Annotated in this window: 12 protein-coding genes and 1 pseudogene; 3 read left to right on the plus strand and 10 right to left on the minus strand. The window is 61.3% G+C overall.

What is annotated here, in order from left to right; all coding sequences use genetic code 11:
• Positions 1–32: 32 nt before the first annotated feature.
• The 4 genes from ahpF to ACZ5TB_RS07235 all read right to left on the minus strand — a co-directional run bounded on the left by ahpF (position 33) and on the right by ACZ5TB_RS07235 (position 3,593).
• On the minus strand, positions 33–1,613 hold the full coding sequence (gene ahpF, locus ACZ5TB_RS07220) for an alkyl hydroperoxide reductase subunit F (protein ID WP_464790688.1): 1,581 nt from the start codon (positions 1,611–1,613) through the stop codon (positions 33–35).
• 162 nt (positions 1,614–1,775) lie between these two features.
• Entirely contained in the window at positions 1,776–2,339 is a 564-nt protein-coding gene (gene ahpC / locus ACZ5TB_RS07225) for an alkyl hydroperoxide reductase subunit C (protein ID WP_464790689.1), read from the minus strand.
• A gap of 106 nt (positions 2,340–2,445) precedes the next feature.
• Positions 2,446–3,207, minus strand: coding sequence for a transcriptional regulator BetI (gene betI / locus ACZ5TB_RS07230; RefSeq protein ID WP_464790690.1), 762 nt, complete (start codon positions 3,205–3,207; stop codon positions 2,446–2,448).
• 41 nt (positions 3,208–3,248) lie between these two features.
• Positions 3,249–3,593 (minus strand): ArsR/SmtB family transcription factor, encoded by a 345-nt coding sequence (locus ACZ5TB_RS07235; RefSeq protein WP_464790691.1) that lies wholly within the window; start codon positions 3,591–3,593, stop codon positions 3,249–3,251.
• A 287-nt stretch (positions 3,594–3,880) separates the two neighbouring features.
• Between ACZ5TB_RS07235 and ACZ5TB_RS07240 the strand changes: the two genes are divergently transcribed.
• Together ACZ5TB_RS07240 and folP are read left to right on the plus strand one after the other, a co-directional pair.
• A complete protein-coding gene (locus tag ACZ5TB_RS07240; protein ID WP_464790692.1) occupies positions 3,881–5,020 on the plus strand; it encodes a DNA methyltransferase in 1,140 nt (379 codons plus the stop codon).
• 117 nt (positions 5,021–5,137) lie between these two features.
• Entirely contained in the window at positions 5,138–6,262 is a 1,125-nt protein-coding gene (gene folP, locus ACZ5TB_RS07245) for a dihydropteroate synthase (RefSeq protein ID WP_464790693.1), read from the plus strand.
• 238 nt (positions 6,263–6,500) lie between these two features.
• Here folP and ACZ5TB_RS07250 read toward each other — a convergent pair whose 3' ends face one another.
• The 5 genes from ACZ5TB_RS07250 to glmM all read right to left on the minus strand — a co-directional run bounded on the left by ACZ5TB_RS07250 (position 6,501) and on the right by glmM (position 10,380).
• The gene (locus ACZ5TB_RS07250) at positions 6,501–7,136 is read right to left on the minus strand and encodes a L,D-transpeptidase family protein (RefSeq protein WP_464792509.1); all 636 of its coding nucleotides are present in this window, start codon (positions 7,134–7,136) and stop codon (positions 6,501–6,503) included.
• A 329-nt stretch (positions 7,137–7,465) separates the two neighbouring features.
• On the minus strand, positions 7,466–8,065 hold the full coding sequence (locus ACZ5TB_RS07255) for a ribonuclease HII (protein ID WP_464790694.1): 600 nt from the start codon (positions 8,063–8,065) through the stop codon (positions 7,466–7,468).
• Positions 8,058–8,819 (minus strand): bifunctional hydroxymethylpyrimidine kinase/phosphomethylpyrimidine kinase, encoded by a 762-nt coding sequence (gene thiD / locus ACZ5TB_RS07260; protein WP_464790695.1) that lies wholly within the window; start codon positions 8,817–8,819, stop codon positions 8,058–8,060. Before thiD ends, ACZ5TB_RS07255 begins: the two co-directional genes overlap by 8 nt.
• The gene (locus ACZ5TB_RS07265) at positions 8,816–9,040 is read right to left on the minus strand and encodes a DUF1272 domain-containing protein (protein ID WP_464777866.1); all 225 of its coding nucleotides are present in this window, start codon (positions 9,038–9,040) and stop codon (positions 8,816–8,818) included. Before ACZ5TB_RS07265 ends, thiD begins: the two co-directional genes overlap by 4 nt.
• Positions 9,040–10,380 carry a phosphoglucosamine mutase gene (gene glmM / locus ACZ5TB_RS07270; RefSeq protein WP_464790696.1) on the minus strand — a complete coding sequence of 447 codons (1,341 nt, stop codon included), beginning with the start codon at positions 10,378–10,380 and terminating at the stop codon, positions 9,040–9,042. Before glmM ends, ACZ5TB_RS07265 begins: the two co-directional genes overlap by 1 nt.
• 89 nt (positions 10,381–10,469) lie before the next feature.
• Between glmM and ACZ5TB_RS07275 the strand changes: the two are divergent.
• A pseudogene (locus tag ACZ5TB_RS07275) lies at positions 10,470–11,868 on the plus strand (alanine/glycine:cation symporter family protein).
• A 64-nt stretch (positions 11,869–11,932) separates the two neighbouring features.
• On the opposite strand, the gene ACZ5TB_RS07280 reads toward ACZ5TB_RS07275, so the two are convergent.
• Complete coding sequence (locus tag ACZ5TB_RS07280; protein ID WP_464777869.1) at positions 11,933–12,115, minus strand: CsbD family protein; 183 nt, start codon at positions 12,113–12,115, stop codon at positions 11,933–11,935.
• Positions 12,116–12,158: the final 43 nt, after the last annotated feature.

Here is a 12,158-nt window from a genome sequence, read left to right on the forward strand (position 1 = left end):
GCTTCCCAGCTCCCCGCTCGGGGGCTGTCTCGTCAGGCTGCTTGCGCCGCCTCTTCCGAAGCGGGCAGGCGGATAAGATAGTCGAAGGCGGAAAGCGCCGCAGTCGATCCCGCTCCCATGGCGATCACGATCTGCTTGTAGGGCACGGTCGTGCAGTCGCCCGCAGCGAATATCCCTGGCTGACTCGTTTCGCCCCTGGCGTCAATCTCGATCTCTCCGCGTGGCGACAGCGCGATCGCGTCCTTCAGCCATTCCGTGTTCGGGACCAGCCCGATCTGCACGAAAATGCCCTCCAGCTCGACATAATGCTCGGTGCCATCGTTGCGGTCCTTGTAGGACAGGCTCGTAACCTTGGCTCCATCGCCGTCCACCTTGGTAGTGAGCGCCGAAGTGATGATCCGCACATTGGGCAGGCTGGCGAGCTTGCGCTGCAACACAGCGTCGGCGCGCAACTGGCTATCGAACTCGATCAGCGTCACATGAGCAACGATACCGGCCAGATCGATCGCCGCTTCGACACCACTATTGCCGCCGCCGATCACTGCCACACGCTTGCCCTTGAACAAGGGGCCATCGCAGTGCGGACAATAGGCCACGCCCTTGTTACGATATTCGTCCTCGCCCGGCACGCCCATCTGCCGCCACCGTGCGCCGGTGGACAGGATGACGGTGCGCCCCTTCAGCGACGCGCCATTTTCCAGCACCACCTCATGATAGCCACCTTCGCTCTTGGCCGGGATCAGCTTGGCCGCCTTTTGCAGGTTCATGACCTCGACATTATAATCCTTCACATGCGCTTCCAGCTGAGCAGCGAGCTTCGGCCCCTCGGTGTGGCTCACCGAGATGAAATTCTCGATCGCCATCGTGTCGAGCACCTGCCCACCGAAGCGTTCCGCCGCGACACCCGTGCGAATGCCCTTGCGCGCCGCATAGATGGCAGACGCGGCACCAGCGGGACCGCCCCCAACGATCAGCACCTCGAACGGCTCCTGCGCACGAACCCTGTCAGCAGCACGGTCAGCCGCCCCGCTGTCGATCTTCGCGACGATCTGCTCCAGCTCCATCCGGCCCGAAGCGAAGGGCTCGCCATTCAGAAACACGGTCGGCACCGCCATCACCTGACGCGCATCCACCTCTTCCTTGAACAGCGCGCCGTCGATCGCGACATGCTTGATCCGAGGATTTAGGACGCTCATCAGGTTCAGCGCCTGCACGACGTCCGGGCAACTTTGGCATGACAGCGAGAAATAGGTTTCGAAAGCGAAGTCGCCGTCCAGATCCTTGATCTGCTCGATCAACTCCTGCGCGGCCTTGGACGGATGGCCGCCCACCTGCAACAGCCCCAGTACCAGCGATGTGAACTCATGCCCCATCGGAATGCCCGCAAAGGTCACGCCGATATCGGTTCCAGCCCGCCGGATCATGAAGCTCGGCTTGCGCCTGTCATTGCCGGAAGTGACCGCCACCTTGTCCGACAACTCGGCAATCTCGTTCAGCAGCCCTTCCAGTTCACGCGATTTCGCGCCTTCGTCCAGCGACGCCACCAGCTCGATCGGCTGCGTGATGTTCGCCATATAGGTCTTCAGCTGACCTTTCAGATTTGCGTCCAACATCTTCGTAGCTCCATAGAATTGGCGCACCGCCCGTGGGCACGCGGGTCCGCTTGCCGGACTGAGCGACCTCAAGGCCCGGCATGATAGCGGTAAAAATGTTTGGATAACCCCCGCCGGGCCGGGGAGTTGCTCAACCCGGCCCGGCGAAAGGCTGAGTTTTGCTTAGATCTTGCCGACGAGGTCAAGCGAGGGAGCCAGGGTTTCTTCACCCTCTTCCCACTTGGCCGGGCACACTTCGCCGGGGTGAGCGGCGACATATTGCGCAGCCTTGACCTTGCGAAGCAGTTCGGTCGCATTGCGGCCGACGCCTTCCGAAGTGATTTCCATGAACTGGATCACGCCTTCGGGATCGACCAGGAAGGTCGCGCGGTCGGCAAGGCCGACGCCCGGACGCATCACGTCGAAATTGTTGGTGATCGTGCCCGACTGGTCACCCAGCATATAATAGTTGATCTTGCTGATCGCGGGCGAGGTGTCGTGCCAGGCCTTGTGGCTGAAATGCGTGTCGGTCGAAACCGAATAGACTTCCACGTTCAGCTTCTGCAGCGTCGGGTAGATGCCGGCCAGGTCTTCCAGTTCGGTCGGACACACGAAGGTGAAGTCAGCGGGGTAGAAGAAGAAGATCGCCCACTTGCCCTTCACGTCCTCGTCGGTGACGTCGACAAACTTGCCTTCTTTGAAAGCGGTCGCCTTGAACGGCTTGATGCTGGTATTGATGAGAGCCATGGGCTTTCCAGTTCCTTCTGAGGGGTTGCTGTTGCCCGGCCTATGTAGGGAGGTAGCAGGGTCAGGGGAAATTGCTTTTCTTCACACCACTGATTGAGAAAAGCGATCAACCCACCACTCGTTGATCGACCGGCTCATCCCTTGGCTTCTGAAGGACATAGGTCATGGCTTCCCTGGCCATCTCCAGCGCCTCATCGATGGTGAAGGTCGAGGAATCCAGACAAAGCTCCAGCCACAGCCCATCCAGCATGGCCGTCAAACCAATCGCCGCGATCCGCGCAGCAGGACGCGGAATCTGCGGCGCCGCCTCGCGCAGCAACACCTCCAACCGCTCGCGCGACCCGCCATAGGTCTCCGCATGCGTCGCAGCGATCTCGGGACTGGTCTTCACCAGACTCCAGAAGGAAATCCAGGTCGCCAGCAAATTGGGGTCCAGCACCGGCGGCTGCAAATTCGCCCTTATATAGGCCCATAGCCGGTCAAGCGGATCAGGCCCCGCCTCCGCCACGGCCTGTTCCAACGCCGCCGCCACCTTATTTCCAACCTCGCGGTAGGTGGCGAGGATCAGGGCATCGACACCATCGAAATAATGCGTCAGCAACCCCGCCGACACGCCCGCCCGCGCGCAGATCGCCCGAACGGAAGTCGCGGCCACGCCCTTCTCCGCAAGGCATTGCGCCGTCGCTTCGATCAGCGCCTGACGCCTGACATCGGGTGTTTCCCTGACAAAGCGCGCGCGCCCCTGAATCTTGCCAAGGCGGCCTGCAATCTTCTCCACGTCTCTTTTCCCGTCACCATGCCGCATGCCCTTAGGGCGGCCCACCCCGCCCCTTCCCGCAACATGGATCATCGCGCCTTCGATCACCATTTAGGCCCGCAATGCAAGGGAAAATGTGGCGCGTAGCCCCGTCAGGCGGGCTCGCTCAATTCTTCCAAAGCGGTAAAGCGTTGCGACCACAGCGCCCCGTAAATCGCCATCCATTGCACGACCGGAGCCAGGCCCTTCACCCGCGCCGCATAATAGGTCTCACGCCCCGCACGGCGAGCCGTCACCAGCCGCGCCCGCTTCAACTTCCCCAAATGCCGCGACACCATCGGTTGCGATACATCGGAAACGGCTGTCAGAGCATGGACGCTCTGCTCCCCCTCCTTCACCAGATATTCCAGCAGAGCGCGCCGCGTCCCGTCGGAAAGCGCCTTGAAAAGTTCATCACATGCCGCCGAGCGGTCGCCGCCTGAAAGTGTATCGTTCATTGCGAAGTCATAACCAAATGATTATGAATAGATCAAGCGAAGACCGTTTTTGAAGGGTCCAAGCGACGTTAACCAAAAAAAGTTGGCGGGGTCCAGCAGCTGAGTCTTTTGAGTCACACCACCTGATATTGAGTCCCGTGGCTAAATCCGGACTCAACATGTCGTGTCTACCTCTTTCGTTCTCACGCTGTTAACTTTTGTCTGAGGCTCTACGGCTAAGCCGTTGATCTTGACGCCGGACTCTCGACGACTCAACGCTGGTCCTCGAAACGAATGGGGGTCACATAATGGGTGTCATGGAACGCGTCGCACCGCGGCGTAAAAGGGCGGTTGCGCCGATTGAAAAAGAGGCGGTCAACGTCCCGGCAAACTGCCTGCTGCGCGGCGACTGCATCGCCGAAATGGCAAAGCTGCCCGACGCCTGCATCGACATGATCTTCGCTGATCCGCCCTATAATCTTCAGCTGGGCGGTGACCTGTTCCGCCCCGAAGGCGGCCGGGTGGATGCCGTCGACAATGACTGGGACAAATTCGATACGCTCAGCAGCTACGACCGCTTTACCAAGGCATGGCTGGCGCAGGCCCGCCGCATCCTGAAGCCTAATGGCAGCATCTGGGTCATAGGCAGCTACCACAATATCTTCCGCGTCGGCACTGCCCTTCAGGACGAAGGCTTCTGGATTCTCAACGACATCATCTGGCGCAAGTCCAACCCCATGCCCAATTTCAAGGGCACCCGCTTCACCAACGCGCATGAAACGCTGATCTGGGCCAGCCAGGGCGAGGACGCCAAATATACGTTCAACTACAAGGCGATGAAGACGCTCAATGACGAGCTGCAAATGCGCTCCGACTGGGTGCTGCCAATCTGCGGCGGACAGGAACGGTTGAAGCGCAACGGGACGAAGGCGCACCCGACGCAAAAGCCCGAATCCTTACTCTATCGCGTGCTTCTGGCCTGCACCAAGCCCGGCGACGTCGTGCTCGACCCCTTCTTCGGCACCGGCACCACCGGTGCCGTCGCAAAGCGTCTCGGCCGCAAATGGATCGGCATCGAACGCGAGGACAGCTATATCGAAGTCGCGATGGAGCGCATCGAAGCCGCCCTGCCGCTGGACGAATCCGCCCTCACCATCATGCAAAGCGCCAAGAGCCAGCCCAAGGTCGCCTTCGGCACGCTCGTCGAAACCGGCTATCTTCAGCCCGGCGCGATCCTGACCGACGCCAAGCGCCGCTGGCAGGCCACCGTGCGCGCGGACGGCTCGCTCAGCGTCGGCACGGACACCGGTTCAATCCACAAGATGGGCGCAACCCTGCAAAATGCGCCCAGCTGCAATGGCTGGACCTTCTGGCATCATGAAGTCGATGGCGTGCTCAAGCCCATCGACACGCTGCGCCAGACGTACCTCTTGGCGAACGAGCCCTGATAAGCGCCCATTTCACGGCTCCAAACCAACCTCCGTTCGGGCTGAGCCTGTCGAAGCCCCTTCCTTTCCTTTAACAAGGAAAAGCCCTCGACAGGCGCAGCGTGAACGAGACCAGCCATGACCCTCTCTACTCTCCCTCAAGACGCCCGGCTGTACCTAAAGCCCACATGGTTCGTCCCCTCCCCCATCGGCCTGCCCGATGGGTCAGCGGCACGGATGGCCAACGGCCTCCTCTGGTTCCAGGCCTATGAGCTAACCGCACTTCAAGGCTCCCAACGCCTCGCCCGAACCACAATCCCGGTCGCCCAGTTCACGGAAACCATCGCCACCCTCCCCGCTCCGCTCGCCGAACGAGCCCAGCGCCTGGCCGCCAACATTTCCGCCCAACGGCAGCCGCTCGCACTAGGCGATCGCACCATCCGCTTCGACGCGCCGCAAGTCATGGCGATCCTCAACGTCACACCCGACAGCTTCTCCGATGGCGGCAAGCATATGGACGACCCGCAAGCCGCCGCCGACGCAGGCTTTGCCATGGCGGCAGCAGGCGCAGCGCTGATCGACATAGGCGGAGAATCCACTCGCCCCAAAGCGCCCAAAGTCTGGGAGGGCGACGAAATCGCCCGCGTCGTCCCCGTCATCGAAAAGCTGGCAGCCGCAGGCGTCCCGGTCTCCATCGACACCCGCAAAGCTGGCGTCATGGAAGCGGCGCTCGCAGCAGGTGCAAAGGTCATCAACGACGTCAGCGCCCTCGCCCACGACCCCCGCGCGATGGAAGTCGCCGCGCGCGCTACCTGCCCCGTCATCCTGATGCATGCGCCTTCCTCCGGCGATGACCCCCACGACAATCCGGGCGGCTATGGCGATGTCATCGCCGATGTGTTCGACATCCTCGAAAGCCGCATCGAAGCCTGTGTGGCGGCAGGCATCGCTCGCGACCGGATCATGATCGATCCGGGCCTGGGCTTCGGCAAATCGCTCGCGGACAATCTGGCGCTGGTCAACGGCCTCGCCACCTTTCAGGGCCTCGGCGTGCCCCTCCTCTTCGCCGGAAGCCGCAAGCGTCTGATCGGCGCGCTCTCCAACGAAGCCCCCGCCCCCGAACGCCTAGGCGGCTCGATCGCCCTCGCCTTCCGCGCCGCGCAATCGGGCGCCCAAATGGTGCGTGTCCATGACGTAAAGGAAAGCGTCCAGGCCCTGCACCTATGGCGCGGCCTCGCCGACGCGGGGCTCAGTGCGGTCTAAGGATCGCAAGCACTCTTAACCCTGTTCGCCCTGGGTTTCAGGCCAACAACCCAACCCCGTTCGGGCTGAGCTTGTCGAAGCCTCTTCCTTCTCTTCAACAATCAACCCGGAACGCTACAAAGGCACGTTATCAGCGCGTAAGCCGTCCCGCCTCACTTTCGTTCAGGCCGAACAAAACCGAGCCCTCACCTGTTCAAAACGAAGTCGCCAGACCTCCCGGAAAACACGCGCACCAACCCTACCACCGCCGCAACCGTGGCCGAAACACACTCGGATCAATCGCCAGCACAGGCACATCCCTAGCCGCCAATTCAACCTTAGCCTGCTCCACCACCGGCGGCTTGGCACCGGGCGTGAAAGTGACCACCGCCGTCCCCGGATCATCCAGCACCAGCCGATCCAGCATCAACGCAGGCCTCAACTCATCCGAATTCACCCGAACCAGCGTCCCAAGCTGAGTCATCCCAAATAATGTCCGGGCAAAGGCAGTAGGCAATCTTATGCAACCATGGCTCGCCGGATAGCCGGGATTATGCCCCGCATGCAGCGCCACCCCATCCCATGTCAGCCTTTGCATGAACGGCATGGGCGCATTGCTGTAGAGGTTCGACCGATGCCATTCCCGCTTTTGCAGGATCGTGAACTCGCCGGTCGGGGTCCGATGTCTCGCCGTGCCCGTTGACACGCTCGCCACGCCCACCAGCCGGTCGCCGTTATAAACATGGACCATCTGCCGCTGAAGGCTGATGATCAGGTAAAGCGGCCCATCGAACGGCCCTTCCTCCAACCAACGATAGCCGCCCGGCTGCACCACCTCACCATCGGGAATCGCGGCCTCGGCAACAGTTTCGCTCAGCGGCTGAAGGGAAACCATGGCGGCAAGCGCCAACAGGAACGGCATCACGCGCATTAAGTCTTTCTTAGTCATAATGCACGGAAACGCCAGCCAACAAGCGGCCTCCCACTCGCGTTTCTTAATCCCTCGGTGGCACAGGTTAGAGCATGATCAGTTTGAGTGATCGTCACCCCGGACTTGCTCCGAGGTCCCGCTTCTTATCCGATGCTGCCGAGGCAGCGAGACCCCGGGTCAAGCCCGAAAGCCGGCTCCCACGGACTGATCTTGTCACGGCAGAAACCAGCCGGCGTCGGGTTTACCCTTGAATGGCCAAAGTCGGCCTATCCGGCGACCATTCGGCCGAAGTCCTACAACAGCACCAGCTGCGCGACCGGGGCAAAACTGCGACGATGCAGCGGCGTCGGACCATGTTCCCGCAGCGCCGCCAAATGCATCGGGCTGCCATAGCCCTTATTGCTTTCCCAGCCATAATGGGGGTGCGCCACGGCCGCCTCTATCATCATGCGGTCGCGCGCTTCCTTGGCCAATATCGACGCGGCGGCGATCGACAGGCATTTGGCGTCGCCCTCCACCACGGCCGTCGATGCCCACCGCCATTTCGGGCAACGATTGCCGTCCACCAGCACATGCGCACAATCATGCGCCAGCGCCTCGACCGCGCGCGTCATCGCCAGCATCGTCGCCCACAGGATGTTGATCTCGTCAATCTCCTCGACCGACGCGACCCCAATCCCCCAGCACAGCGCCCGTGCCTTGATTTCGACCTCCAGCACGGCACGCCGCGCGGCGGTCAACTGCTTGCTGTCGTTAAGGCCATCCGGGCAATCCTCCTGCCGCAGGATGACGGCAGCGGCCACGACCGGCCCCGCAAGCGGCCCCCTGCCTGCTTCGTCCACGCCTGCGACCAGACCCGGATGATGCAGCCGCTCATGCGCGAAATCAGGCATGTTGGTGAAACCCGAACGGTGCCCCCATAGGCCCATGACCCTGCCCCAGCCCCGGCGCCAACATCAACGCTTCCCTGACATATTTACGAGCAAATTCAATGGCTTCTACTAGATTTGAACCCTGCCCCAACCGAGCAGCAATAGCACTGGCCAAGGTACACCCGGTCCCATGCGTATGAATCGTTTCAATTCGCGCATTGCTCCATGACTTTACCAACCCCTTTGGCCCAATCAGCCGATCCGTCAGCATCGCCCCCTCGCCATGCCCACCCTTCGCCAGCACATGCGTACCGAAACGGATCGCAATCTCCTCGCCCCCCAGCGCCTCCAGTTCCGGAATATTCGGCGTCACCAAAGTCGCCAGCGCCATCAACCGCTCAAACGCCGCAATCGTCGCCTCATCCGCCAGCACCGATCCACTGGTAGCGACCATCACCGGATCGAATATGACCGGAACATCGACCAATTCGGCCAATCGATCAGCAACGGCCTGCGCGGTCTCAGCCGAACCGATCATCCCGATCTTCACCGCATCCACGCCGATATCACTGATGACGCTATCCATCTGCCGCAACACCATATCGGTGGGCACCGCATGCACGCCCTGCACCCCCAGCGTATTCTGAGCAGTGATCGCAGTGATCGCGGTCATCGCATGCCCACCCAGCAGCGTGACTGTGCGGATATCCGCCTGAATGCCAGCCCCTCCGCCACTGTCCGACCCGGCGATGACCAAAATGCGCGCGGGCCTCATGCTTTGTAGCGACGCTCGGTAGAAGCCGGATAGCTGGCAAGCGCATCCCCTGCTCGCGTCGGCCGGTCCATCAGTTCCCCGCCACAATTAGGGCAACGGTCATCAAGCGCCTCGGCACACGCCGTGCAAAAGGTGCATTCGAATGAGCAAATGAAAGCGCCCGGCTCCGCAGCTGGCAGATCCACGCCGCAGCGCTCGCAATCAGGACGCATATCCAGCATCAGGCCGCAGCCTTCGCGACAGCGTCACAGATCCGTTGGACGACATCCTGCACCTGATCTTCCCGATCGCCCTCCGCCATGACACGGATTACAGGCTCCGTGCCGGACGGACGAATGACCAATCTGCCGCAACCATTCAATTCGCCCTCCGCCTGAGCGATCACCCGCTTGACCTCCTCATGCTCCAGCGGCTTGCCACCGGAAAAGCGGACATTCTTGAGCAACTGCGGCACGGGATCGAACTGATGCAGCACTTCACTGGCGGGCTTGCCCGCGCGAACAAGCGCCGCTAGCACCTGCAGCGCTGCAACAGTCCCGTCGCCGGTCGTCGCATAATCGGACAGGATCATATGCCCCGACTGTTCACCGCCGACATTGAAGCCACCCTCACGCATCCGCTCCAGCACATAACGATCCCCAACCTTGGTACGCTCGAGATTGATCCCCTGCGCAGCCAGAAAGCGCTCCAAGCCTAGGTTGGACATAACCGTCGCAACCAGTCCGCCCCCCCGCAGCAATCCATCGCGCGCGAAATTGCTCGCGATCAGCGCCATGATCTGATCGCCATCAACGATCTGGCCCTTCTCATCCACGACGATCAGCCGGTCGGCATCGCCGTCAAGAGCGATCCCGATGTCCGCACCGGACGACACGACCGTTTCCTGGCACAGAAGCGGAGAGGTCGATCCACAACCATCATTAATATTGATGCCATTTGGCGTCACGCCAATCGCGATGACCTCAGCACCCAATTCCCAAAGAGCCGAGGGCGCGACCTGATAAGCGGCACCGTTCGCGCAATCGACGACGATCTTCAGCCCGTCGAGACGAAGGTCTGCGGGAAAGCTGGACTTGACCGCATGGATGTAGCGGCCCCGGGCGTCCTCGACCCGGCGCGCACGTCCGATTTCCGATGAAGCCGCAAGCGGAATATCCTGCTCCAGCATCGCTTCAATCTTCAGCTCGTCTTCATCGGACAGCTTGTAGCCGTCAGGTCCGAACAGCTTGATCCCGTTGTCGGCATAGGGATTGTGGCTGGCCGAAATCATGACGCCCAGATCGGCACGCATCGAATGCGCCAGCAGCGCCACGGCGGGCGTTGGAATCGGCCCGAATTGAACGACGTCCATCCCCACCGCAGTGAATCCCGCGACCAGCGCGTTTTCAACCATATAGCCTGACAGGCGTGTGTCCTTACCGATCACAACCCTATGCCTATGGCTCCCGCGCTGAAAATGCTTTCCCGCAGCCATGCCGACCTTCATCGCGAGTTCGGCGGTCATCGGCCATTGGTTCGTGCGGCCCCTGATACCGTCGGTGCCGAAATAACGCTTGCTCATGATTTCTGTCCTGCAACGCGGCGTAAGTTGCCGTCGTCCATAGCAATCTTTGTTCGACTTTCCACTGGCCAGCAGTCATCCCATAGCAAATGGATGGTTTCAATGCAGCGGTGGACGCGCTTTCAGGCGCGGTCTTCTTCAAGGTTCCCGTTCTGGGTGTTCGGATCGAACTGATCGTCCTCTATCTTGCGATCCCGATGTTGTTTTTCACCATCTGGCTGGGCTTCCCCAATGCCCACGCCGTGGGACGGGCGCTACGGATATTGCGGACCCAGCCACGCGCGGGCGAGGCCACGGGCGACGTCAGTCAGTGGGGCGCCTTGACCACCGCGCTCGCCGGAACGATCGGTCTCGGGAACATCGCCGGGGTCGCGGTTGCATTGACCATGGGCGGGCCGGGCGCGATCTTGTGGATGTTCGTGATCGGCTGGTTCGCGATGACCGTGAAGATGGCCGAAGTCACGCTCGGCCTCAAATACAGGACATTCGATCAGCGCGGCCATGTGCATGGCGGCCCCATGTATGTGCTCAGAGCCATCGGCGCGACGCGCGGCTGGCCTCGTCTGGGCCTTACGCTTGGGGGCCTTTACGCCTTCTTTGCGCTGTTCGGCGCGATCCCGATGGTGCAGGTGAACCAGAGCTTCGCGCAGGTGAAGGTTGTAACCGGCCTCTCTGACGGCTGGGCCTATGGCGCGCTGTTAGCCGCCGCCGTGGCGCTGGTGACACTGGGCGGCGCGGCATGGCTTGGCGAGGTCGCGAAACGTCTCACACCACTCAAGGTAGCCATCTATCTCGTTGGTGTCGCCGCCGTCCTCATCATCCACGCACCAGCGATACCCGACGCATTGGCCCAGATATGGCACGGCGCCTGGAATGGCAGCGCGGCCACGGGGGGGCGCTGTCGGCGCCTTTGTCTCGGGGATGAGGCGAGCGGTCTTTGCGAGCGAGGCCGGTGTCGGCTCCGCGGTCATGGCGCACAGCTTGGCACGAGTGCGTCATCCGGTTTCAGAAGGACTGGTGGCCCTGCTTGAACCGCTGCTCGGCACAATGATCGTCTGTTCCCTAGGTGGCCTGGCGTTGGTGGTCGCGGGCACTTGGACGTCGGGACTGGAAGGTATCGCGATCACGTCCGCCGCCTTCTCGCAGGTATCACCGTGGTTTCCATGGCTGCTAGCGATCGTCGTTGTGCTGTTCGCCTATTCCACGCTTGTCGCATGGGGCTTTTACGGCCTTCAGGCTTGGGGGTATCTGTTCGGTCATGGGCCAAAGGCGCAGTGGAGCTACAAGATCCTCTATATCGTCGCGCTGCCTCCTGCGGCCGCGATCGACCTAGGTCGGGTCGTGGACATCGTCGATAGCAGCTTTTTCCTGATGGCAATTCCCAACGTCATAGCGCTTTATCTCTGCGCGGGAGAGCTGCGGCGAGATGTGCGGGCCTATCTGAGCGAAGCGGAAGAACATGCCTCACCAAGCGGACTTAGGGACTAACCGATAAGCGAAAGGCCCCACCAGTTGGCGAGGCCTCTCTTAAATTATATCGGGTTGGGTTGGGTCAAATCTTGTCGCCAAGCGCACCCTTCACAGACCCTTTGATGTCCTGAGCGGTGCCCTTAGCCTTCTGCGCCTTACCCTCTGCGACCAAGTCGGCATCATTCTGGTTCCGACCCGCAGCTTCCTTGACCGCTCCAGCAATCTTATTGCCTGCCGCTTTAACCTTGTCAGTCATTTCACCCATAACGTCCTCCTATCGAAAGCTACGATGGGTCAACAACTTGGAG

Source organism: Sphingobium sp. TomTYG74, assembly GCF_055393875.1.